This window comes from Martelella sp. HB161492, from assembly GCF_013184775.1.
Classification (GTDB): domain Bacteria; phylum Pseudomonadota; class Alphaproteobacteria; order Rhizobiales; family Rhizobiaceae; genus Martelella.
Genome location: NZ_JAATVV010000014.1, coordinates 35,833 through 59,713, shown reverse-complemented (window position 1 = coordinate 59,713; position 23,881 = coordinate 35,833). Strand labels below are relative to the sequence as shown.

The following is a 23,881-nucleotide window of genomic DNA, read 5'->3' as shown; positions in this document are numbered from 1 at the left end:
AGCCCCGTTTTGAGGACCGTAGCGGGCCGCTTTCTGCCATCTGAAAGATGCTAGCAGGTTGATATAACTTATAAATTTGTCTTTCCCGATGTTCAGTCCGGCGTCACCGGTCGGTGTTCGGTTTTCTTCCAGTGAAATGGGCGGTGGACGAGCTCGATCGCGGCCTGCCAGGCGGCAAAGGAAAGGAACAGCCAGTAGAGTGGTACCTGAAGCAGCCCGCCTTTCAGGGTTCTGGCCTGTTCAGGGGTAAGGTTCTTCTGGCCCAGACGCAGGAAAACGACATAGCTGAGTACGATATTGGCAAGGTCGACGGCCGTGAGCGTGATATGCAGAAGGTTTGTCGTAAATCCGCCTGAGGCGATAAGCGCCAGATTGACCGCCAGAGCAAGAAAGACGATGGGGTGCAGCAAGGCCGAGACGAGCATGCCGCCGCTGTTGAGCATGAAGATCATGAAGGCGTTGGCACCAAGTTCCCGCCATAGTGCAACCGGATCCCGGGTCGCGACGAGAAATGTCTGCAGCCAGCCCTTGAACCAGCGAGTGCGCTGGCCGGTCCAGCTGCGAAGGCTGGTGGGAGCATCCTCCAGCGTTGCGGGGCCGATGACGCCGCAGCGATAGCCGAGCCGATGCAGGCGCAGGCCAAGATCGGCATCCTCCGTCACATTGAAGGGGTCCCAGGCCCGCGCGGCGCGCAGGGCATCGGTGCGGAAATGGTTGGATGTGCCGCCAAGCGGCAGCGGCAGTGCGCTGCGGGCCAGAAGCGGAAGAATGCCGCGGAACAGGGCCGCATATTCACGCGCAAACAGCCCGCAAAGCCAGGAGTGGGCGCCATTGGTTATGTCGAGCGGAGCCTGAAGGCAGGCCAGCCGTTTCGATGCGTGCGAAAAGGTCTGATAGGCGGCACGCAATTGCTGCGGATGCGGCCGGTCTTCGGCGTCATAAAGCGTCAGGAATTCGCCACGGGCGCCGGAAAGCGCATAGCTTAGCGCCTTTGGTTTTGTCCGCGGCAGCGATGGCGGCACGCAGACGAGTTCAAAACAGGCAGGGAGCTGACCCGCCTTGATGGCGGCGATGGTCTCGTGGTCATCCGCTTCGCAGACGAGCTTGATGTCCAGCTTGGTCCGTGGCCAGTCGAGCGCCAGAAGCGCGCCTGTCAGCTGGTCGATCATGCCCGCCTCACGGTAAAGCGCGACCATCACCGTATAGACGGGCAGGTTGCCGTCCCGCGGCGGCGGTGCGGCTTCCAGAGGCGGCGCATCAATGGTCATTGCTGCGGCACGGAAGATCAGCGAGCAAAAATAGAAGGCCGAAAACACGACGTGCAGCGCAATCAGAGTCGTTGCCGGAAAAGCTGCCAGCAGGGCGCATAGCGCTGCAAGCAGGCTGCCGATCAGAAAACCCTGCTTGCCCCAGAACACCACGCGCGCCGAAAACTGCGGATTCCAGGTAATAAGCCTGTTGATTGCCCGATAGGTGCGGCGTTTCTCGCCCGCCTGCCATACGGCGTTGCACAGTGCTGCAGGGGTTGTGACGACTATTCGTTCACGCAGATCCGGAAAGTGCTGAAGCGTGCGCTGCAAGGCCTCAGCCCTGGTGGCTGACGGGATGATGGCGATCCGGCTTTCGCCGCTTCGCCCTTCCAGCCGGATGGCGGTCGGCTTCACGATCTGCGTATCGAGGTTCGGCCTGTCGATCAGACGGAACGGCGAAAAGGAGGTGGCGAAAGGCAGGCCCAGATAGGTCGCGAACCGGCTGTAGTAATCGTCGGCTGTCACATCTTCGCCCGCCAGCAACTCGGTCTCGACCGAAGTCTGGTTGGCAATTGCCTTGCGGCTGGCGGCATCGATGGCCGGTTGCGGATAGTCTAGCGCCTTCAGTAGCGCCCTTTCTGTTAGTATTAAATTACGTGTTGTAGTATAGGTTTCGGCGATCGGAACATAGGATCCGATCGCGTCTTTCGAAAATGACGCTGTCATTTAAGCCCCCGGAAGGGAAAGGCCTCCCCGAATGAGCCTAACCCATGCGGAAATAATAATATAAATATGACTTATTGCAAGTATGGTTAATTATATATTAATTACAATGCAATGTAATTGAAAATGTCAGATTAATGGCCGAATCTGTGCGGTTTGCGTTGTATTTATAGAGAGTGAAATCCCGATGATGGTTGAGTATATGCCGAACTTCACTTGTGAAGCATATCGCAATGCACAATAATATTGAAGAATAAATAAAATCAGGCGTCATGCTACTGTTTTGACGCAGGAAATCGAAGCGGTCAGTGCTTCCGCCCATAACCTCGGGCGAACCAACGATGTCGCTGCTGGCCGTTGCGAAGGCCCATGATCGGGGCGCAGCCAAGGGCGGCGCGGCAAGATCCATGCCGCAACGCTGTCTGTCAGAATGTCGCGTGCGCCCTGTCAGTCCGGGGTGGGGCGGCAAGGTGGCCGGGGATCAGAAGCGCCGGGCGGTCGGGTGCATGGACTGGCCTTGCCGTGCAACAGCATCGGCAATAGCCTCCAGCCGCTCGTCCTCAATCCCCATCTGTTTGAGATGGAGCAGGGTGTTGTTCACATAGTCGCGATTGGAACCCGCCTGGCCGACGGCGCTGCCGGTCAGCCGTGCCGACGTCTCGATGTCGAGGTTGCCGGCATACTGGCTGTGGGCGAGATCCACAACATAAGTCACGGCTGGCACGATCGGTCCATTTTCAAGGCTGACAGGTAATACGAGTTCGCGGTAGACTCCGGTCACAAGTTCGCGTTCGCGCAGATATTGCATCACGTCGTCCTGCCGTTTCATCGAAACAGCAAAGGCAACCCCTTCGCAATAGCCGCCGCGATCGAGTCCCAGAACAAGACCGGGTTTTTCGCTGGTGCCACGATAGACATGAGAATAGACGCAGAGGCTGCGGTGATAACCTGTCAGCCGCCCGTGTGATCGCCGCTCGCTGACGAAACCGGGGTTCCACATTAGCGAGCCGTAGCCAAATACCCAAAATTCGTCCATATGCTTTGCGAGTCCCTCATTATGATTTCAGAATTGGAGAAGTGAATGGCAGCGTCAAGTCGCACGCGCAAACTTCTGCGCGTTATCGGTGTTATTCTGGTCGTTATTATTGTGGCCTATGGCCTCGGCTGGTTTTACGTTGCCCGTACGGTGAAGGCGCGGATATTCACGCTGTTGGAGGGAACGCAGACCAAGGATGTGATGGTGGAATGCGGCAAGCTCGGCTATCAGGGCTTCCCGCTGCAATTCGGTTTCTATTGCGATGACCTGCATCTGCGTCAGCGCGATGATCGCTTTACCTTCGATCTGCCCAAGCTTGTCGCCGATGCGCCGGCCTATTCGCCCTGGTCGGTGATGGCGCATCTCCAGGGGCCGGCGACACTGAAGAATGAAGCCGGTTTCCTGCTGCGTTCCGAATGGACCAGCTTCGACACCAAGATGATCTATGGCAAGAGCGCGCCGCGCCAGCTGTCCTTCAGTCTCGACGGCCTGTCGACACAGCTTTCAATGCCGGCGGGAAATCAGAGCGCGCTGACGCTTGAACAGGCTCAGGGCCTGGTCCGCAATCAGGATGGCGATCTGGATGTGGCACTGTCTGTTGACAGTGCCGTCGTTCGCCCCGGAAACCGCACCCGATCTCTGGAACCGATGAGCCTTAATCTGGTCGGTTCGCTCAAGGATGGCGGCGCCTTGATGGGCGGCGATCTGAATGTCCAGCAGCTCAAGGGCAAGAGCGGTGTCGTCGATCAGGTGGAGCTGACGGTTGGCGACAATGAGTCCTACATTTCCGCCGCCGGGCCCTTCTCCTTCGATACCAGTGGTTACCTGAGTGGCCGCTTCAAATTCGAGGTCGCGGGGCTCGATGTCGCCGGGCAGATGGCACAGATGGCCTTCCCGGACTACGCGCAGGTGATCAACACGATTGTCGGCTTTGCCGGCTCGCTGTCGCCGGGCAACAAGAGCATCACGATCGGCATCAATGTCGATGGCGGCAAGGTTTCGATGGGCTTCATCCCGCTCGGAAAAATTCCGCCGCTGAAATAGAGCCCCATGAAAAACGGCCGGAACCGCAAGGGTTTCCGGCCGAGTTTCCGTGATGGCAGCGTCTCGCGGAGTCCGCCTCAGCTGTTCTTCTTGTCGACGCCGTGCCGGCCAAAGTCGGCGGTATCGACATCCTGCCCGGCCTCGATGATCGAACGGCGGACCGCTCTGGTGCGGGTGAAAAGATCGAACAGCTTGTCGCCCTCACCCCAGCGGATGGCACGCTGCAGATAGGCCAGATCCTCGGAAAATCGCGCAAGCATTTCCAGGATCGCATCCTTGTTGTGCAGGCAGACATCGCGCCACATGGTCGGGTCGGACGCAGCAATACGGGTGAAATCGCGAAAGCCGGAGGCGGAATACTTGATCACTTCCGACTGGGTCACGGTTTCCAGATCCGCAGCCGTGCCGACGATATTATAGGCAATGATATGCGGCAGATGCGAAACGATTGCCAGAACCTTGTCGTGATGGGCAGGTGGCATGGTGTCGACATTGGAGCCGATCGCCTGCCAGAAGGCCGTCAGCTTTGCAATCGCGCCTTCATCTGCGCCCTCTTCCGGGGTGAGAATGCACCAGCGGCCGCGAAACAGTCCCTCAAATCCGGCATCGGGACCGGATTTCTCCGTGCCTGCGATCGGATGGCCGGCGATGAAATGAACCCCTTCCGGCACATGCGGGCTGATCTGCGAGACCACCGATGTCTTGGTCGAGCCGACATCGGTGAGGATCGCCCCCTGTTTCAGGCCCGGTGCGATGGTCTTCGCAACCGCACCGGAAGCACCGACCGGAACCGAGATGATGATCAGATCGGCACCTTCGACAGCCTCGAGCGCTGATGTGGTGTAGCGATCACCAAGGCCAAGCGCCTGTGCCCGCGCCAGTGTTTCGGCCGAACGGGTGGAGACGATGATTTCATCGGCGAGGCCGAGCGCGCGGATATCGCGTGCCAGAGACGAGCCGATCAGGCCGATGCCGATCAGCGCGACCCTGTCGAAGTGAACTGCATCATTCATGCCGCATCGGCTTTCCGCCCGAGAAAGGCTTCCAGTGCTGTGATGACGCCGAGATTGGCTTCTTCGGTGCCGATGGTCATGCGCAATGCATTGGGGAAGCCATAGCCAGCCACAGCGCGCAGGATGAAGCCCTTCGACGTCAGATAGGCGTCAGCATCGGGTGCACGCTTGCCATCTTCGTCGGGAAAATGGATCAGAATGAAATTGGTGACCGAGGGCGTGACCTTGAGGCCCAGCGCCTCCAGCCGCTCCGTGACCAGAGCACGCCATTTTTCATTGTGATCGGCTGCCTTTGCGGTGAAGGCCGTGTCGTTGAGGGCGGCGGTTGCCGCTGCAATTGCCGGCGCATTCAGGTTGAAGGGGCCACGCACGCGATCAAGGGCCTGAACAATGTCCAGCGGGCCATAAAGCCAGCCGACACGCAAGGCGGCCAGACCGTAGATCTTGGAGAAGGTCCGGGTCATGACCGTGTTGTGGCTTTGCGAAACCAGCTCGATCCCGGCCTCATAATCGTTGCGGCGCACATATTCGGCATAGGCGGCGTCCAGCACGAGAACGACATTTGCCGGGAGCGCGGCCTGCAGGCGGCGGATCTCCGACATCGGCTGATAGGTTCCCGTAGGATTGCCCGGATTGGCCAGGAAGACCATTTTTGTCTTCTCGGTGACGGCGGCAAGAATAGCGTCGACATCGACGGCAGCGTTCTTTTCCTTCACGGTGACGGGCGTTGCGCCATTGGCCATGATCTGGATCTTGTAGACCAGGAAGCCGTGTTCGGTGATGATCGCTTCATCACCTTCGCCGAGATAGACGTGGCAGAGCAGGCCCAGAAGTTCATCCGAGCCATTGCCGCAGATGATGTTGTTGTAGTTGAGGCCGTAATTGCTGCTGATCGCCCGCCGCAGTTCGGAAGCCTGGCCATCCGGATAAAGCTCCAGCTTGCCGGCGATCGCCTTCATCGCTTCGATGGCCTTGGGGCTCGGTCCAAGCGGGGTTTCGTTGGAAGAGAGCTTATGGACCTTTGCGACACCCTCCGCGTGATCCTTGCCCGGAACGTAGATCGCAATGTCCATGATGCCAGGGCGGGGCGTGGGTTTCAAAGTCTCGGTGCTCATCTTTTCAAAAACCTCGAACAAGAAACGGCGATATGCCGGTTTCAACGGAAAAAAGGGTTTAAAGCGGAAGCGGCCGTTTGTCGAGGTGACAATGGTCCGCAACCGCTTATGTTACCGGACCTGTGCGGGTTGTCGGCACGCCCTGCGGGGCAAGGGCCGGTACATAGATGCGTTTTGCCTGGCGTTGTGCCACTGGAAGCCCCTGATAGAGCCGTTTTTGCGCTTCGACGATGATGACGCCGGAAAAGGCTGGCCACAAGGCGTGGCCGAGACGCTCGAAATTGCTGCGCAGCCTGAGGACCCAGCGGATTTTGGCGGGCGGAAAGAACAGCGCCTCGGCAAAGCTTCCGGGGGTGAAATTGGTCTGGCGCAACAGATCGGTGATCTGGCTGCGCGAATAGGGGCGGCCGTTGCCGAACGGCGTATGCTCCAGCCGCGCCCAGACGCCGCGCCGGTTCGGCACCACGATCACCAGCCGCCCGCCGGGTGCCAGCACCCGCCAGATCTCGGCAAGCGTATCGGCCGGGCTTTCGGAAAATTCGAGCGCATGCACCATCAAGAAGCGATCGATCGACGAATCGGGAAGCGGCAGCGCATCTTCCGCAACGAGCGCCGTTGCCGATGGTCCACCCGAGGGCCAGTTGAGAGCACCCTGAGCGGCAGGCATGAAGGACATGGTCCGTTCGGTTCCCTGTCCCAGCCGGTCGAGATAGGGAAGGCAATAGCCGAGGCCGACCAGCCGCTCATCGGGGAGTTTTGGCCAGATGGCCGACATGGCGGCGATGATCGACTGGGCGGCAAGGCGGCCGAGGGTCGAATGATAAAAGGCGCGGAGGTCGACAATGTCTGCGTTCATGACGCGGAGTTAATCGCGAGGTCGGTTGGACTTCAAGGGGGAAGTGACTACATTCAGGTCAAATCAGTGACCACGAGGAAATATCATGGCCCCATTGGAAATCGCCGTCTTCATCTGCCGTTCCGATAATTACGCCGTGCTTTTGCATGATGGCGAGACGGGGCGCACCCTTGCCATTGATGCACCGGATGCAGACGCGATCACAGCTGAGCTTGAGCGTCGTGGATGGCAGCTGACCGATATCTTCACCACCCACCATCACAAGGACCATGTGGAGGGCAATCTCCCGCTCAAGGCGCGTTATGACTGCCGTATCGTTGGCCCGGTGGAAGAAGCGCTTGTTATTCCCGGGCTCGACCTTGCGGTCGGTGAAGGGGACGAACTGGAATTTGCCGGGCGGCCCGTTGCCGTGTTTGAAACGCCTGGCCACACGGCAGGCCATATTTGTTACCATTTCGCTGGCGAGAAGCTGCTGTTTACCGCCGATACGCTTTTTGCCATGGGATGCGGGCGGCTGTTCGAGCGGCCGGCGTCAGACATGTGGCAATCGCTGTCCAAGCTCGTGACCCTTCCGGATGACACCGAGATCTATTTCGGCCACGAATACACGCTTGCCAACGGCTGCTTCGCACTCAGCGTCGATCCGGACAATCCGGTGCTGAAGGAGCGGGTCGAGGCCGTGGCTGCCTTGCGGGAGGCCGGTGAATATACCGCGCCGACAACGCTCGGGCTGGAGAAGAAGACCAATCCGTTCCTGCGTGTTGCCGACCCGGCCATCCGGGCGCATCTTTCCATGGAAACGGCAACGGATGCGGATGTTTTCGGTGAAATGCGAAGGCAGAAAGACAGCTTTTGAGCGGAGTGGCGGCCATGAATGCGCATGAGATCATTGCTATGCTCGGCATGGAGCGGCATCCGGAAGGTGGCTATTACGTGGAAACCTATCGGGATCTGTCCGATGGCAGTAAGCGTGGCGTTTCCAGCCTGATCTACTTTCTGCTGGAGGACGGTGATCGCTCCCACTGGCACCGGCTGCATACGGCCAGCGAAGTCTGGCACTTTTATGCAGGTGCGCCGCTGGTTCTGTCCCGCTTTGCCAAGGGCGGCATCAATGATGATCTCGTGCTGGGCATCGATCTGGCCGCTGGCGAGCGCCCGCAGGCCGTCGTGCCGGCCGGCTGCTGGCAGGCAGCGGAAAGTCTCGGAGACTTCACGCTGGTCGGCTGCACGGTGGCGCCAGGCTTCGATTTCACCGATTTTGAGTTGGCAGAACCCGGCTGGTCGCCGCGCGGGCCAGCCTGAGCGCCCGATCAGATGATCGAGGACTGAAGGCGGAGATTGCCCTTGCGGATTGCATTCGCCCGGATCTTGTCATGGCGTGTGATCACCGATGACAGCGGGCGTTCGCTGCCATACATCAGTTTCATCCGGGCGCTGTCGTCGCTGTCCTGAACGGCCTCTTCCAGAAGAACATGGAGTTCGAGGATTTCCGATTGCAGCCCTCGCAGGCTGGTATCGCAATCGTAGAGGCTGTCTCTTGCTGCCTTGAACAGCGCAAAGACCTCCGGAGGAGCGGTCCCCTTGATTGGTCGCAGCGCCTGTATGACGATGCTCGCCACGGCGGTCCGGGATGCGCCGTTCATGCGCTGTGCCGCATGCGCCAAGGCCATCAGAAGGGCGATCTCGCTCTTGACGTTGCCGCGCATGCGTTCGGTCTGATAAATCGCGTTGGCCGCCCGATGCAGCAACTTCGGTGTCGTCTTGTATTCGGACAGGCTTTCGGCCAGAAAGATGAGCTGATTTCGGATCTTGGCTTCAGGAATAGCGCGGACGGCCTCAAGAAAGCGGTTGAACTGGAGGGTGAATTCCAGTGTCGAGGGGGACCGGGTGTCGTGTCCGCTCGTCCAGGCTTCGACGATTTTCAGGAATGCAGTCTCACAAAGCTCAGCATCCGTCAGCCGGACAACCTCCCGCAGGAGGGCGCGCAAAGGTTCCGAATTCTCGCCGGTGCAAAGATGTCGTGCTGCCCGTGCCAGGGTGTTTTCAACCAGCATGACGCGGCTGGCTTCCGGAAAGCTCTTCATCTTCGACAGGGCCTGGCAGAATTTCCTGGCGATGTCGGCGGAGATGATGCGTTCATGCGCCGACTGTACATCGATGCCCCGGCGATCTCGGAAATCGAGATGGGAGAGGCGGCGCACGAGCATCATGAAGCGCGAGGACGGAGGGGTCGCAGTCTGAGCCGCCGTCTGGGCCGCGGAAAGCTTTCCAGGATTTTTCCGCGGCTTCACGGTCCTTACGATCGGGCTCTTGTGTATACCTGATCCGGAAGTAGATGATAGCGACATTAACTTGCAATCCTTCGGCGTTATTATCAGCGCCCACAGATCACTGCTTCGCTGGTATAGCGAAATTCAAAATTCAAATGTTGCCGTAGGATGACGGTTTTCAGGGTGAGGCGCCGATAGTGTAAGTCTCTGATCGACCGTTCAGATCGCCGATGCGCTAGTCCTGCCCGGTGATGGCGATCTGGATCCGTCCCGGTTCGGATCCGGAAAAGTTTGGGCCAAGCGCCGGATAGGACCATTCGCGACCGGCTGCGGTGAAAACATGCAGCGGTCTTTCGCAGGGTGTCGGGCTCGCAAAGCGCAGCATGTTTGCTGCCTCGGGGCTGCAAGCGTCGCATCTTTTCTGCAGCGCCTTGTTGAGTTCCTGCGCCTTGTCGGGGGAGGAGCCTCGCCGTCTGGCATATTCACTCAGCGACTTGGCGACGGCCCGGTAGGCGTCGAATGCCATCTCGTTACCGTCTATTTTTGTGATGGCTGGCAGTCGCGGAATGAGCTTTTGCAGCGTGTCGACCTGGGCGATGTTTTTTTCGCGGACATTCGCCCTGGCGTTGGGCTCCACAACACATATGGTTTCGGCCAGCCGGCGAATGAAGCCGGCAGAGAAATCTGCGGCTTGACCGGAATTGCTCTTATTGTCCCGGATGCTGTCATGCATCGTCAGCAAGGTGTCGATCGCCTGCTTGAGCTTGATGGGCTGCAGCTTGGTATGACCGAACAGTTCGACCACCGAATTGAGCTGCCGTGTGAGCTTGTCGGCGGGCGTTCCCGAGGCGGCATCAACAAAGCGCGTATAGTGGTTCTCGGACTGGGTTGGCGACAATGATGGCATTCTGTCGGCCGCCGCCCAATGCAGGGCGGCCTTGTCAAATGCACTGGCACTGATCGTCGGGCTCTCAATGTTGCGGATACTGCTCAATACTTGTTGCAGCGGCTTTGTGCTTTTTGCAGCCCGCGTGAGATCCCATGTCGCAGAAGCGAGATCCTGCTCGATCATATTTGGCTTTTCGGAATCCGGTGATTCCGTGAAGGCCCGACAGAGCGTTTCAAACCGGGTCTCGGCGTCGCGCAGCAGGGTGTCGCTCTTGCTCAGTTTGAGATCGCCAACCGGCCCGCGTCGGAAATACTGACCGAGGGAATCGCGGGTGGAAGGATCCAGCGGCGTCAGATTTTGCCGATTTACATTCGGTACCCGTGGCCGGAACAGCTCCGACCGCTGCGACTTCGTGTTTACTGGAGCCCGGTCGTCGATCTGTGCTTTGCTGGGTGTGTGTCTGGTGCCCGAGATGTTGTTATTTGTCATCGGTCGACGCTCCTCATGCTCATTTTTCGGTAAAACAGCATCAATCAGGCGTTATAACCAATTCGAAATTCCCGATATTGTCGCAAAGGGCGGGCCGCGCCGAAAACCGGCGCATAGTCCGTGCGGCGTAACGGTTAGCCCCTGGAAGGGCGTCGGGAGAAAATCATCTCTCGGGCGGCGAGCACGGCGCCGCCGGTGATGAGCGCGCAGGCGACCAGCACCTGCCAGGTGGGGCTGGCAAAACCGAAGGCGATCAGAATCAGGGTCGACAGCAATGGTGCGGCATAGCTGGCTGCGCCAAGGGCCTGAATATTGCCGCGCTTGACGCCGAAATCCCAGGCATAGAAGGCCAGTCCGACTGGAAACAGGCCAAGCCCGGCCACTGCGAGCCACTGGAAGGAGGTTGTCGGCCACACCGTCGTCTCAAACGCCATATGGGCAAGCAATGAGAGCACCGCTGTCGCCAGGCAGAATCCGGTGACAACATCGGTCGAAACCTTGTTGAAAGAGCGGGTTGCCAGTGAATAGCCGGACCATGTGAAGGCGCAGAGAAAGGCGGCGGCATAGCCCAGGAGATAGCTGCTGTCGAGGCTGAGGCCGCCATTGCGGGTGACAAGCAGCCCGGTTCCGGCAAAGCCCAGCAGGGCGCCGGCGATATGGTGCAGACCGAGCTTCTCACCCGGCAGGAGCGCCGAGCCGACCACGATCAGCAGCGGCCACAGATAGGCAATCAGCCCGGCATCGACGGCAGGCGCATTCCGCAGTGCTGTGAAATAGAGGAAATGATAGCCGAACAGCCCCGCAATGCCGGTTATCCAGACCTTGCGCGGCTGGCGCAGATAAGCGCGCCGTTCCGGCCTGAGCAGCAGAACAATGATGCCCGGAAGCGATCCGATGGCGAAGGCCATGGCGGAGAGCTGGAAGGGTGGGGTTGTTCCCGACGCAGCGGTAAACAGCGCCAGGACCGACCACATGATAATTGCGGTGAAACCGACCAGCGTTGCACCCAGTGTCATGAAACGCCGAACTTCGTCGCATAAATGGTGATCCGGCCAATCTTGAGCGGGATATGGGCCAGAACCGGGACGTAGACATTCAGCCTGTCATTGAGGGCGAACCAGACGACGAGCTCGGTCGAATGGGCAAGGAAATCGATATCTTCATCCTTGCGCTCAAAGCCGGCAATCGGGTGGAAGCGCATGGCGCAGCCAACCGCACGGCCGGAAAAGCCATCAGTGGAGAACGGGCGGCTGCCGGCGGGGGCAAGCTTGAGTTCAAGGCGGGTTTCACCATCAAAAATGGCCAGAGAACCCTGGCAGGGATTTGCAGATGCCGGCAGCATCATGGCCGAAAGCGGGTCGATAACGTTGCGCAGATGCCGGCTCGTGACCTCCACCCAGTTGGAATCACGCGGTCCAGGGTCGGGGGAAATGGTCGCTTTCGTGACGCGGCCATTGCGGTAATAGGCCAGATAATCGCGCGCATAGTCGCCGTCGCGATATTTGAGGCTGAAGCTCTTGGAATCGGGCCTGCCGTCTTTCAGGGCGCCTTCAACCTCGGCATCGACCTTGAGGGATGTGATCAATGTCCCGAGTCCGCTGGCCTGCACTAGGCCATCGATGGCGTAGTCATCGCCATTCAAAGTGGTCTTGAATTTGGCGTCAGCGATTTTGATGCCGGAAAATGAGATCGTGTAATCTGTCTGAAGAGCCTCACCCTGTGCCCGTGCCTGAGGCAGGAACAATGAGGAAAATGCAACAATTACAAAAGTATGATATATCGTTTTCAGCATCGCGCCGGCCCGCAAACCTATTCTTTAAAGGTAAGTCCCAATCCTTTATGTCGCAGCTGAAGGCAAAAAAACAGGCGCAAAATGGTCCCGTGCACCGAAAAAGAGATGCATTGCCTTGACCTTTTTTTCGCCTGCGACTATAGAACCGCAACTTTCCAATGACACGCCAATTGGATCGCGGGGCAAGGTTGTCTCGTTTTGAACCATCGGGCGCAGACGAAAATAGGTGAACCCATGTCCCGCACGTGCGAATTGACAGGCAAGGGCGTGCAGTCCGGCAACAATGTCAGCCACGCCAACAACAAGACCCGCCGCAAGTTCCTTCCGAACCTCTGCCAGGTTACGCTGATGTCCGAAGCCACCGGTCAGAGCTATCGTCTGCGTATTTCCGCAGCTGCTCTTCGTTCGGTTGAGCATCGCGGTGGTCTCGATGCCTTCCTTATCAAGGCTGATGAAAAGACCCTTTCGACGCGCGCTCGTCTGCTGCGCCGCGAAATCGTCAAGAAGACTGCTGAACAGGCTGCTGCCTGATCTGATTTCAGTCTTTATCGTGCAGAGGGAGCCGGCCGCTCAAGCGGTGCGGCTCTTTTGCTTTGGTTTCAACTGGTGGCATACCCCAGGATAAAAAAATGCGGCAATCAACGTTCGTTCTGATTTTCGGCCTGCTGATGGCAGGCGTCGTTCTGGCCTCCAACATCCTCGTCCAGTATCCGGTCGAAGGGATGTTTTACGGAATTTCGCTCAGCGATCTTCTGACATGGGGGGCTTTCACCTATCCATTCGCCTTTCTGGTGAATGATCTCACCAATCGCCGTTTCGGCCCTTCAGCGGCGCGCAAGGTGGTGGCCGCCGGCTTTGTTGTCGGTGTTGCCTTCTCCTTCTACGCCTCGGTGCCGCGCATTGCGATTGCCTCCGGCACGGCCTTTCTGGTCGGTCAGCTGCTCGATGTGACGCTGTTCAACCGGCTGCGGCGCGGAAGCTGGTGGCATGCCCCGCTGGTGGGGTCCGTGATCGGCTCCTGCCTTGATACGGTGCTGTTCTTCTCGATCAGCTTTGCCGCCATTTTCGGCTTCCTCGGCGCCAATGATGAATTCGCGCTCGGTTTTGCGCCGCTTTTCGGCGTCTTCCCTGTTGCCGAAATACCGCGCTGGGTGTCGTGGGGGCTGGGCGATCTGTCAGTCAAACTCGCCTTCTCGCTCGTCATGCTGCTGCCCTATGGGGCGCTGATGAGCTTCATTCGCCCGATGCAGCCGGCGACCGCCGGCTAAGCGCAAAAGACTGCCTGTTGAAACCAGATGAAAAGAGCGCCCCTGGAGGCGCTCTTTTTGTCTTCAATATCGCTTCAGGAGCAGCCGCTTGATGCGTGGATTCAACGGGCTAGCGCGTCCTTTGTGCATCCGGATCGATGCACGGCTCTCTAGAGAGCGGCCTCCACGGCGCCGCGCGGGCCTTTGTCCGTGATGGCGTCATAGGCTTCCAGCACCGCCTGTTTGAAGGCGTGGCTTGTGGCAAGCGCCGGCGGGAAAATCTGCTCAATGGCGGCAAGGCGCTCGATCAGAGCGGCGCCGGTATAGTCCCCCGCCAGTGTCAGCAACTGGTCGGCCAGATGGTCGTTTATCTTGGCGCCCTTGTCGGCGGCCTCTTCAAGGAAGTGGCACCAGCCAGCGATGGTGAGCGCCAGAAGCTTCCAGTCCGTGCCGCGTTCCAGGTGGATGACCACCGACTGAAGGATGCGCTGCGGCAGCTTCTGGCTGGTATCCCATGCGATCTGGGCGGTGCGGTGCTTGAGCTCAGGATTCGAGAAGCGCTCGATCAGGCTCGTGGCATAGGCATTGGTGTCGACGCCGGGCAGGTCCGGCAGGGTGGGGCGCTGTTCGGCCAGCATCAGCGTCAGTGCCGCCGTGCGAAACAGGCCGTCTTCCATGCAGGCGGCGATGGTTTCATGGCCGGCAAGCCCGCCCAGCATGGCAAGGAATGTGTGCGAGCCATTCAGCATCCGGAGCTTCATCATCTCAAAGGGCGTGACGTCGTCTACCAGCATCGCCCCGCTTGCCTCATAAGGGGGGACATCGCCGGCGAAGTGATCTTCGATCACCCACTGGCGGAAGGGTTCGCAGACAATGCCGTTCGGATCTTCGACGCCGTCGTTGAGATCCTGAATGAGCTTGCGGCCATGTTCGTCGAGGGCGGGCACGATCCGGTCGACCATGGTGACCGGGAAGGTGCAGTTCTCGCTGATCCACGCGGCAAGTGCCGGATCAAGGCGTTCCGCAAAGGTCAGAATTGCGATCTTTGCCAGCTGGCCATTGTCGGGCAGATTGTCACAGGAAAGGATGGTCAGCCCGCCGAGACCCTTCTGCCGCCTGAGAGCGAGCCCGGCAACGATGACACCGATTGCCGTTTTTGGCTGATCCGGTGTTTCAAGGTCTGCCCGGATGCCCTTGTTGTCGAGATCGAGCGCACCGGAGGAGATGCAATAGCCTTTCTCGGTAATCGTCAGTGCCACGATCGCCATTTTCGCGGCGGCAAAATAGCCAAGCAGGGTGTCGATGCCGTCGCGGCGCGGGTGACAGGTGCCGATAACGGCGCCGATCTTGCGCGCGGTCACGCCGCTGCCATCGACTTCGGCAACCGTGTAAAGACCGTCGGCATCATCAAGGGCTGTCAGTTCTTCCGCGCCCGAATTGAGTCGGACGGCGATCACGCCGAAGTCTCCGCCCGCTTTGTTCATGCCGTCTTCGAGGTAGACAATCGGGTGAGCGCGGCCAAAGGCGCCGAAGCCGAAGTGGAGAATGCGCGGGACGAGCGTCGCGCGATCATAGTCTGAGGCAATTTTCTGAACCGTCATGGTCGGTCTCCGCCGGGTTGATTTGAGGTCCGTCAGGATTGGCGGCTGGTGCAGCTCCGCTGCAGGCGTCCCCGCTATCGGCATAGCTGGACATCAGTCTGCGCTCAGCGGGTGCCAGAAAAACTGACAAATAGCAAGAGCTGGACGCGGCGGGAAGGCCGCGTGGTCCTCAGCCGGGCGAATTTCAGGAAAAACGAATTTATCTTTACACAATACAGCGGAATTATATCAGCCCAGCTGATAGGTGGCGGCGACTAATAAGGGTGTGCTCTGAACCTGAAGCGTAGCAATTTTTAAGGAAGCACCACGATGAATCCTGTCACTACGCAGTCCAGTACTCAGACTGGTGCTTACGATTGGAGCCATAGCCCGGCCCCGTCGGCTCAACCTGCTGCAAACAGGTCTGCGCCAGGGCCAATGCCGGGGCAGCCAGTGACGCTGATCCCGGGACAGCCGGTGACGCTGATACCAGGGCAGCCGGTGACGCTGATGCCAGGGAATCAGCCGGCCTATCTCATTGCGCATCCTGAGCCGGCGCCATCCTTGTGGCGGGGACTTTTGTCGTTCATATGCCCCGAGCTCAGCCTGCTCCATAACCTCTTCTCCCTCCAGCAGATCATTCACCGTCTGTCGATGGAGCTTGAGGCGCTGATTCAGCAGCAAAAGCAGGGTTACGCGCAAGGGCAAGGCGGGGGTGGCCCGTCTGGCCAGGACAGTGTCTTTGCTGAACCTGCACGGCGCCGGTCTCAGGCCGGGCCACAGCCGCCGCAGCGACACGCCGACCCAGCGGCCACGGCGGGGCATTCTGCCCGTCAGCCGCAGCAGGTCGTGGCGGGAAATCCCGATGCCTTGTCTGACCTACTCTTTGAAGAAGATCCAGACAGCACGGATGTGGCGCGCAAGGGCCCCGGGCTCGGCAGTGATGCGGAACGGGCTCAGCAGATGAAGGGCTGGCGCCAGAACATTGCTGAAGACCCCCTAAATGGTGCGCACGAAATGTGCTGCGACATCGAGGAGGAACTCAATTTCGCGGCACAGGACGGGAAGCTCCCGGATGCTTCCATTGCCCATTACGGGCAAGCCCTGTCATTGCTCGATGGCGTCAGGCTTGGCGCGGATGAAGGCGAGCGGCTGGCTCAGCGTGGAATAAAGCTGGTCGGCAAGCTCTTTGCTGTCGGACTTTCGGTGCAGGACCAGGGATTGCGCCAGGCCGATCATGGTGCGGTCGGGCCGAGGGGCATGTCGGGCGTGGATATGGCGACGACAGCCGCAGGTGGTGACGATGATGAGATATATTTTGATGCCAAAGATCACTTCGACGCCGAAACGCCCCTCGACCATGACGGGCAGGGCGCTGCCGCGCACGGAGATTATGATTTCAGTCAGGAGACACCGGTCTTCTGGCGTGATGAGAATGGGCGCATGAATGTCGATCGATGGGGCCCTTCAGGGCGGACATCGGTGCCGGCCTTTCAGCTTGGTGGTGACGTTGACGAGGCTGGCCCTCTGACGCCGTCTGCGCGCGTTGCGGGGACAACAACGGGTCGCGAGGCGCCAATGTCGGCGACGCTGCAGGTAGGGCCCTCAAGCCTGGCGGTGGCGGGCAGGAAGGCGGGCGCTGAGCGTGCTTCTGGATCCGTCTTTGCTGAAGGACAGAGCAATAGCGCGCGAGCGGTTGCCAACAGCAGCACGCAGACTGAACGCCCATCATCGAAGTTTGGCGCGGGAAATATTGGCAAGCTCAAAAAATACCGTAGCAGGATAAATGATAAGATCAATTTGAATAATTTGTTTGGGAAATTAAAATCGTCGATTAAAAATGTGAATGTTAAAAATACGTAAGATTAAATACAAGCGGTATATGAAAATACTATTTCTCTAGAGAGGGCGTTTCTGCGAGATACATATATAACAAAACAACTACGCGAATTGCGTCAGCGGCCGGAAGTCAGCGAATGGCAAGTTTCATTGATGTGGGCGATAATGATTGCAGCCGTCTGGCCCCTTCATCATTGCAGTGCCGGTGTGAAATCGGTGTCCAGCATCAATGCCGGAAGCAGGCCGTGCAGGAGGTATAAGATGGCGACCAGTCTCAACAGTATTTTTACAAGAATCGCCAATACATTGAGTCGTCCCAGCACGAGGGCGCCAACTGTGGCGAAGGTGACCAGCCGGGCTGCCCAAAGCGGGCAGGACGTCGCCAAGCTGAAGCAGAGCCTTGTGGCGCAGAATGCCGTTGCCCGTGATGCGCTGGCCAATCTGCAGCAAAAGCAGCTTGAGATGAAGCAGCAGAGCGCCATTCGGCAGAAGGTGGTTTCCCTGTCGAGCCAGATCGCCAAGGACAGTCCCGGAGAGAGCTATCCGAAAGCCATGCGCTTTACGGAGGCGCTTGTGGCCCGCAGCGAATCCGGCAGGGGCACGATGGGCCCGGCAACCGCCCGGCAGCTCAGCTCTCTCGTCAACAGCATGCATCCGCACCGGCTTCCTGCCGGCGAGCGTGCGATCTTCACCGAGCAGCGCGACCTGATGATGAAAAGACTGGATGCGCTTGCAAAGGGCGGGCTGTCTTCCAGCATGCCCAACCTTCAGCACATCCCCGCTTCGACGGCCTCGGCGGCAAGCCGGCCTCAGCCGGCGATGCAGCGTTCCGCCTCGGAGCCAAATCTGGCCAGCCGGCCGGCGCAGCCAGCGATGACGCGCTCGGCCTCAGCCCCAAATCTGCGCAGCAGCAACGCCGCGGAAGGGCGCGAGATTGCCAATCAGAAAATGACCTGGGCAATTGTCATGCGCAATGACAAGGTTGGCGGCAGCAGGCTGATGCTGAACGAGATGAAAAATGCGCTGGACTTCCCGAAGAATGGCAAGCCGCTGTCGGAAAACCAGCGCCGTCATTTCGAAAGCATGCTGGAAAAGATCCCCTATCAGAAGATGACCGACACCGACCGGGCCAACTGCTTCGATCTCGAAGCGCAGGTCAGGCAGCGTATGCGGGAAAAGTGATCCCGGACCATGATGTCCGGGATCAAGGTGCCACGCTCAAAGGCTGACCGTATCGCCATTGCCAACGGTTTTACCATTGATGCTGATTGCACGCGTCTCACCAGCGGGAAGCAGAATGCGGGCGGTCTCATAGGCCGGCCGGAAATCACCCTGGCTTGCGATTGAAAGCGCAAGGCCGTCTGCGGTGCCGGACAGGCCGAAACGGGTCACCCGCCGGGCCTTGTCCTGCTGCCAGTCGATCGTCCGGCCGTCATCTTCGAAGGCAAGGCTCTCGGCGGCAAAATCGCCTGGTACCGGGAAGATCGCCAGCGTGCGGCTCTTGTCGGCCTCGGTGCTGGCGCGATCGGCGCCATCCGTGAGGGTAATCACCGCGCCGGCGCGGACAAAGAGCGGCATGCTCTCGAGCGTGACGGGCAGGGTGACCTCGGTTCCGGGCCGATGGTAGCTGCCGCTCCAGAAATCCCACCAGCCGGTTTCGTTCTCGGGCAGGTAGACGACCCGTTCGGTGGCACCCTTTTCCACCACATTGGCAACCAGAAGATCGCGGCCGATCATGAAATCATCCGTTTCGGCGAAGGTCTTCGCATCCTGCGGATGATCGAGGAAGGTCGGACGCAGCATTGGTTCATGCGCCGTGGTGGCAAGCCAGGTCAGCGTGTAGAGATAGGGCGTCAGCCGGTAGCGGAATTTCAGCGCGTCGCGGATCAGCGGCAGGATCTCGGGATACATCCACGCCTCATTGGCCGTGCCGTCATCATTCCAGGAATGGATGGTGAAACGCGGATGGAAGATGCCGTTCTGGACCCAGCGGACGAAAAGCTCCGGTTCCGGCTTGGGGCCGGAAAAACCGCCGACATCATGGCCGACATTGTAGATGCCTGAGAGCGACAGCGACAGGCCCATGCGGATATTGTAGCGCACGGTATCCCAGCGGGTGTAATTGTCGCCGGTCCAGGTCTGGACATAGCGCTGAATCCCGGGGCAGCCGGCGCGCGAGATGAGGTAGGGGCGTTCCTCCGGTGCAAAGGCCACCTGTGCATCGCGCGAAGCGCGGCTCATCAGCATGGAATGGAGCGGACGGATCAGCGCGATCGGGATCTCGTTGCCGAAACCGTGGCAGCGGGCGCCGTCGTCCCAGATCTCATATTCGTTATTGTCGTTCCAGGTGCAGGCAATGCCCTTCTTCAGCAATTGCTCGGTCACGCCTTCCTTCCACCAGGCGATGGTGGCCGGATTGGTGAAGTCGAGATGGGCACCGCTGTCGTCCCAGTAGACCGCATCGGCATAGGAATTGGTCTCGCTGTCGGTCACGAACAGGCCGGCATCCAGCGCCTCGGTGAACCGTGGGTGGTCCTGCAGCAGCGCCGGCTTGATATTGGCGATCAGTGTCAGCCCGGCATCGGCGAACTTTTTCGTCATCGCCTCCACGTCAGGAAATTTCTCGTAATTCCAGTTGAAGACATAACGCTTCGCGCCGATCGACGTGTAGCCGGATGACATCTGAAAGCTGTCGCAGGGAATGTCATGCTCGGCAAGCTTGGCGAGGAAGCCTTCAAGCTCTTCCTGTGCATTCGGCCGGTCGGTATAGGCCATGGTCGAGCCGGAATAGCCGAGCGCCCAGCGCGGCATGAAGGCTGAACCGCCGGTGAGCTTGGTATGGCCCTTGACAAGATCGAGTACATCCGGCGCAAAGGCGAAATAATAATCGAGGTCGCCGTCAAGCGCGCGATAGGCGCGGAAGGGCTTGTGATAATTGTCGAGCTCGTTGCCGAGATCGAACCAGCAGGTGGCAAGATTGTCGTAGAAAACCGAGAATGAGCCGGCATCCGGCGTCACGGTGAAGGTGACGGGCAGATGCTTGTAGAGCGGGTCCGTCGACCTGGCATTATAGCCCATGGCGTCGAGATTGCGCATTTCGTAGCGGCGGCCGGAGCGTTCCAGATCACCGGATTTCTCGCCGAGCCCGTAGACGCGTTCGCCCGGCTTGCGCAGCAGGAAATGGCTGGCGCGGTGATCGCGAATGCCGAGCATGTAGGCGCCGGTCGGGCGCTCTTCGGCGAGAAGCGCAAAGCTGCCATCAGCCTGCCTGGCTTCCCAGCGCATGGTCAGCGGATTGGCGATCGACAGCCGCAGCGTTTCGGTTGCAAGCGTCAGGCTCTCGCCGTCTTCCACGGTGAAGTCGGGCAGGGTGAAGCCTGACAGGTCATCACGCGAACGGCCTTCAAAAGCCACATCCTCTTCCGGAGCGACCGACCAGGTCCGGTCGAGACGCCAGTTGCCGTCCTTCTTGAGGCAAACCCGGAAAAGCGCGTCTTCCAGGACGGTGATGACGAGGCTGTGGCGGCCATCGAGGAGGAGCGTGACGCCATGAGCGTCACGCGATGAGAGGGTCCAGTTCTTGAGAGTACGCATTGTCTTTTACCCGGCATATCCGAGGAACAGCCGCGGCAGTGCCAGGCTGATGAACGGGATGAAGGTGACCATCATCAGAACGACGATCAGGGTGATGAAGTAGGGGATCAGCGGCTTGATGACTTTCGGAATTGTCGTTCCGCCAACCGAGCAGCCGATGAACAGGGCCGATCCGACCGGCGGCGTGCAGATGCCGACGCACAGGTTGAGGGTCATCATGACGCCGAACTGAACCGGATCCATGCCCAGCTTCTGAACGACGGGGAAGAAGATCGGCGTGAAGATCAGCAGCGCCGGTGTCATGTCCATGAAGGTGCCGACGATCAGCAGGACGACATTCAGGATGATCAGGATCATGATCGGATTATCCGACAGGCCGAGCATGAAGTCCGAGATCATGTTGGGGATGTTGCCGAAAGCCATGGCGCGCGACATGGCGATCGAGCAGCCGATCATCATCAGCACGACGGCAGTGGTAACGGCCGATTCCAGAATGATTGACGGCAATTGCTTGATCGAGGTTTCGCGATACCAGACGAAGGCGAGCAGCAGCGTGTAGACTACGGCGATGGCCGAGGCTTCGGTTGCCGTGAAGATGCCGCCGATGATGCCGCCCATGACGACGATGACGAGGCCGAGCGGCAGGATGGCATCGAGGCCCTTCTTGATGAACTCAATGACGCTCGGGCGCGGCTGGGTTGGGTAGCCGCGACGCTTGGCGATGACGCCAGCAACGATCATGATGCCGAGACCCATCAGAATGCCGGGGATGTATCCGGCAACGAAGAGCGCTGCAACCGAGGTGCCGCCGGTGATCAGTGAGAAGACGATGAAGGTCGAAGACGGAGGGATCAGCAGACCGGTGGTGCAGGATGCAATATTGACGGCGGCCGAATAGGACGGGTCATAGCCTTCCTTCTTCTGCAGCGGTGCCATGACGCCACCGACAGCGGCGGCAGCCGCAACGGCCGAGCCCGACAGCGAGCCGAACATCATGTTGGCGAGCACGTTCACATGCGCAAGCGAGCCGGGCAGGGCGAAGCCGATGACCTTGGCAAAATCAATGAGGCGCCGGGCAATGCCGCCGCGGTTCATGATATTGCCCGCAAGGATGAAAAAGGGAATGGCGAGCAGTGTGAAACTGTCGAGGCCGGATGCCATCTGCTGGGCGACGATGAAATAGGACTGATCGATGCCGACAAAGAGCATGAAGGTGACGGTGGCGGCAACACCGATCGAGAAGGCGATCGGAACGCCGAGCACCATCAGGATGGCAAAGCTGCCGAACAGCACGAAGGGTGAATAGGCTGCAAACATGAGAGCTCCTCCTCAGTCCAGCGGGCCGCCGGCCTCAGCCGCGGCTTCCCCTGTCGGGGCCTGGCCATGCAGCACCCGAAGGGCCATCTGCACGCAATAAAACAGAATGATCGCGCCGGAGACCGGAATGGCGACATAGATGTAGCCCATCGGTATCTGCAGCGACGGCGAGACCTGACCATGCATCAGTGTGCGGGCCACCAGCGAGCCGCCGCCCTTCATCATGACGAAACCGGCAAACCAGGCGATGATGGCCAGAACCACGATCTGTGCGGTCTGGCGCTTCCAGCCGGAAAGCGCCGGCGCCAGAATGTCGATCGCCAGATGGCGCCCCTGGCCAAAGGTGTAGGCGCCACCGATCAGCGCCAGCCAGATGAAGGAAAAGCGCGCGATCTCGTCAGTGTAGATCGATGGGGACTGAAGGACGTAGCGGCTGAAGACCTGCCACACGACGCAGATGACGAGGGCGGAGAACCCGACAACGATCACGAAGCGAAGGAAAATGTCCACCAGGAATGCGATGCCGTCAATAAGGCGGCTGAATATGTCGGTTTGCCGTGGTTGCTGCATCCGACCCTCCCTTGATTTCTGAATCGGTGCCCGAAGACCTTTCAACGGGAACTGTCAGCCCTAAACATGCCGCAAAGTGAAAAATTGGTCAACCAATTATCTGAATGTGGTTGACAATGGGCGAAAATTGGTCGACCTTTTTCACCAGCCGCCATAACGAGGGCACCCCAAGGCGGTGTTTTTCAAAAGGTCCTGCGGGTGCCGGGAGGAAGGACACATGAAACTGATTTTGAAGCTTGCGCTTGTTTCGGGCGTTGCAGCCATTGCCTTTGCCGCGTCGGCAGAAGCCCGTACCCTGCGTTTGAGCGACAACAACACGCCTGATCACCCGGTCAACAAATCGATCGAAATGATGAGCGACCGTCTTTCGGAGCTGACGGATGGACGCTGGGACATCCAGATCTTCCCGAACGGACAGCTGGGCACCCAGCGTGAATCGATGGAAATGGTGCAGAGCTGCGCGCTCGACATGGCCAAGAGCAATGCGTCTGAAATGGAAGCCTTTGACGAAGCCTATTCCGCGCTGAACCTGCCTTATCTGTTCGTCAATGAGGATCATCAGTTTGACGTGCTGACCGGCGATATCGGTCAGGAAATCCTCGATTCCTCGTACAGCAAGGGCTTTCAGGGCGTTGCATGGCTGATGGAAGGCGCCCGCTCCTTCTATGGCAACAAGGCGATCAACACGCCGGATGACCTGAAGGGCATGAAGATCCGCGTTCAGCCGAGCCCGTCGGCCATTCGCATGGTCGAGCTTCTGGGCGGCAGCCCGACGCCGATCGATTATGGTGAACTCTACAGCGCGCTGCAGCAGGGCGTTGTCGATGGCGCTGAAAACAACCCGACGGCCATGACCGACTCGCGGCACGGCGAAGTGGCGAAGTTCTTCTCGGTCGATGAACACACGATGATCCCCTCCGTGGTGGTGATTTCCTCCTGTGCCTGGGATGCCATGTCGGATGACGACAAGGCTGCCTTCAAGACCGCTGCCAAGGAAGCTGCCAAGTTCCAGCGCGAACAGTGGGATGCGATCGCCAATCAGGCCATGGAAGACATGCAGTCCCAGATGGGTGTGACGGTCAACCAGGTCGACAAGGCGCCGTTCCAGGCTGCGGTGCAGCCGATGTATGACGAGCTTTCGACCAAGTCGCCGAAGGTTGCCGATATGGTCAAGCGCATTCAGGAAGCCGGCAAGGCTTACAGCGCTCAGTAAGCCGCGTCTGCGGCTTGCTACATGAAAAATGGCTGGCGGAGGAA

The 23,881-nt window shown here is 59.2% G+C and carries 21 protein-coding genes; 8 read left to right on the top strand and 13 right to left on the bottom strand.

What is annotated here, in order from left to right:
- Positions 1 to 92 precede the first annotated feature (92 nt).
- Together HCK86_RS20345 and HCK86_RS20340 are read right to left on the bottom strand one after the other, a co-directional pair.
- A complete protein-coding gene (locus tag HCK86_RS20345; RefSeq protein WP_176086326.1) occupies positions 93 to 1,976 on the bottom strand; it encodes a glycosyltransferase in 1,884 nt (627 codons plus the stop codon).
- A 478-nt stretch (positions 1,977 to 2,454) separates the two neighbouring features.
- Positions 2,455 to 3,009, bottom strand: coding sequence for a gamma-glutamylcyclotransferase (locus tag HCK86_RS20340; RefSeq protein ID WP_176086325.1), 555 nt, complete (start codon positions 3,007 to 3,009; stop codon positions 2,455 to 2,457).
- 45 nt (positions 3,010 to 3,054) lie between these two features.
- On the opposite strand from HCK86_RS20340, the gene HCK86_RS20335 reads away from it, so the two are divergent.
- Complete coding sequence (locus tag HCK86_RS20335) at positions 3,055 to 4,053, top strand: DUF2125 domain-containing protein (RefSeq protein ID WP_176086324.1); 999 nt, start codon at positions 3,055 to 3,057, stop codon at positions 4,051 to 4,053.
- A 77-nt stretch (positions 4,054 to 4,130) separates the two neighbouring features.
- Here HCK86_RS20335 and HCK86_RS20330 read toward each other — a convergent pair whose 3' ends face one another.
- The 3 genes from HCK86_RS20330 to HCK86_RS20320 all read right to left on the bottom strand — a co-directional run bounded on the left by HCK86_RS20330 (position 4,131) and on the right by HCK86_RS20320 (position 7,037).
- On the bottom strand, positions 4,131 to 5,066 hold the full coding sequence (locus HCK86_RS20330) for a prephenate/arogenate dehydrogenase family protein (RefSeq protein WP_176086323.1): 936 nt from the start codon (positions 5,064 to 5,066) through the stop codon (positions 4,131 to 4,133).
- Positions 5,063 to 6,181 (bottom strand): histidinol-phosphate transaminase, encoded by a 1,119-nt coding sequence (hisC, locus tag HCK86_RS20325; RefSeq protein WP_176086322.1) that lies wholly within the window; start codon positions 6,179 to 6,181, stop codon positions 5,063 to 5,065. The genes HCK86_RS20330 and hisC overlap by 4 nt, the downstream gene beginning before the upstream one ends.
- Before the next feature lie 106 nt (positions 6,182 to 6,287).
- Positions 6,288 to 7,037 carry a class I SAM-dependent methyltransferase gene (locus HCK86_RS20320; RefSeq protein WP_176086321.1) on the bottom strand — a complete coding sequence of 250 codons (750 nt, stop codon included), beginning with the start codon at positions 7,035 to 7,037 and terminating at the stop codon, positions 6,288 to 6,290.
- An 85-nt stretch (positions 7,038 to 7,122) separates the two neighbouring features.
- Here HCK86_RS20320 and gloB point away from each other — a divergent pair, with 85 nt between their 5' ends.
- Entirely contained in the window at positions 7,123 to 7,893 is a 771-nt protein-coding gene (gene gloB, locus HCK86_RS20315; protein ID WP_176086320.1) for a hydroxyacylglutathione hydrolase, read from the top strand.
- 14 nt (positions 7,894 to 7,907) lie between these two features.
- On the top strand, positions 7,908 to 8,339 hold the full coding sequence (locus HCK86_RS20310) for a cupin domain-containing protein (RefSeq protein WP_176086319.1): 432 nt from the start codon (positions 7,908 to 7,910) through the stop codon (positions 8,337 to 8,339).
- A gap of 8 nt (positions 8,340 to 8,347) precedes the next feature.
- On the opposite strand, the gene HCK86_RS20305 is transcribed toward HCK86_RS20310, so the two are convergent.
- From HCK86_RS20305 to HCK86_RS20290, 4 genes are all read right to left on the bottom strand, one after another.
- Positions 8,348 to 9,328: a hypothetical protein gene (locus HCK86_RS20305; protein ID WP_176086318.1), complete on the bottom strand. Its 981-nt coding sequence runs from the start codon at positions 9,326 to 9,328 to the stop codon at positions 8,348 to 8,350.
- A 214-nt stretch (positions 9,329 to 9,542) separates the two neighbouring features.
- A complete protein-coding gene (locus HCK86_RS20300) occupies positions 9,543 to 10,685 on the bottom strand; it encodes a hypothetical protein (protein ID WP_176086317.1) in 1,143 nt (380 codons plus the stop codon).
- Between the two features lie 134 nt (positions 10,686 to 10,819).
- Positions 10,820 to 11,701, bottom strand: coding sequence for an EamA family transporter (locus tag HCK86_RS20295; protein ID WP_176086316.1), 882 nt, complete (start codon positions 11,699 to 11,701; stop codon positions 10,820 to 10,822).
- Entirely contained in the window at positions 11,698 to 12,477 is a 780-nt protein-coding gene (locus HCK86_RS20290; protein ID WP_176086315.1) for a DUF3108 domain-containing protein, read from the bottom strand. Before HCK86_RS20290 ends, HCK86_RS20295 begins: the two co-directional genes overlap by 4 nt.
- A 234-nt stretch (positions 12,478 to 12,711) precedes the next feature.
- On the opposite strand from HCK86_RS20290, the gene rpmB reads away from it, so the two are divergent.
- The gene (gene rpmB / locus HCK86_RS20285; protein WP_176086314.1) at positions 12,712 to 13,008 is read left to right on the top strand and encodes a 50S ribosomal protein L28; all 297 of its coding nucleotides are present in this window, start codon (positions 12,712 to 12,714) and stop codon (positions 13,006 to 13,008) included.
- Between the two features lie 98 nt (positions 13,009 to 13,106).
- Complete coding sequence (locus HCK86_RS20280; protein WP_176086313.1) at positions 13,107 to 13,745, top strand: VUT family protein; 639 nt, start codon at positions 13,107 to 13,109, stop codon at positions 13,743 to 13,745.
- Positions 13,746 to 13,894: 149 nt separating this feature from the next.
- Here the strand turns inward: HCK86_RS20280 and HCK86_RS20275 are convergent, their stop codons facing one another.
- Positions 13,895 to 15,325, bottom strand: coding sequence for a mannitol dehydrogenase family protein (locus HCK86_RS20275; protein WP_176086312.1), 1,431 nt, complete (start codon positions 15,323 to 15,325; stop codon positions 13,895 to 13,897).
- A gap of 432 nt (positions 15,326 to 15,757) precedes the next feature.
- On the opposite strand from HCK86_RS20275, the gene HCK86_RS20270 reads away from it, so the two are divergent.
- Positions 15,758 to 17,167 (top strand): hypothetical protein, encoded by a 1,410-nt coding sequence (locus HCK86_RS20270; RefSeq protein WP_176086311.1) that lies wholly within the window; start codon positions 15,758 to 15,760, stop codon positions 17,165 to 17,167.
- Positions 17,168 to 17,479: 312 nt separating this feature from the next.
- A complete protein-coding gene (locus HCK86_RS20265) occupies positions 17,480 to 18,325 on the top strand; it encodes a hypothetical protein (RefSeq protein WP_176086310.1) in 846 nt (281 codons plus the stop codon).
- 36 nt (positions 18,326 to 18,361) lie between these two features.
- Here the strand turns inward: HCK86_RS20265 and HCK86_RS20260 are convergent, their stop codons facing one another.
- From HCK86_RS20260 to HCK86_RS20250, 3 genes are read right to left on the bottom strand one after another with little or no spacing between them, the layout of a single operon-like run.
- On the bottom strand, positions 18,362 to 20,737 hold the full coding sequence (locus HCK86_RS20260) for a glycoside hydrolase family 31 protein (protein WP_176086309.1): 2,376 nt from the start codon (positions 20,735 to 20,737) through the stop codon (positions 18,362 to 18,364).
- Positions 20,738 to 20,743: 6 nt separating this feature from the next.
- Positions 20,744 to 22,054, bottom strand: coding sequence for a TRAP transporter large permease (locus tag HCK86_RS20255; RefSeq protein WP_176086308.1), 1,311 nt, complete (start codon positions 22,052 to 22,054; stop codon positions 20,744 to 20,746).
- A gap of 12 nt (positions 22,055 to 22,066) precedes the next feature.
- A complete protein-coding gene (locus tag HCK86_RS20250; protein ID WP_176086307.1) occupies positions 22,067 to 22,624 on the bottom strand; it encodes a TRAP transporter small permease in 558 nt (185 codons plus the stop codon).
- Between the two features lie 217 nt (positions 22,625 to 22,841).
- On the opposite strand from HCK86_RS20250, the gene HCK86_RS20245 reads away from it, so the two are divergent.
- Complete coding sequence (locus HCK86_RS20245) at positions 22,842 to 23,837, top strand: TRAP transporter substrate-binding protein (protein WP_176086306.1); 996 nt, start codon at positions 22,842 to 22,844, stop codon at positions 23,835 to 23,837.
- Positions 23,838 to 23,881 lie beyond the last annotated feature (44 nt).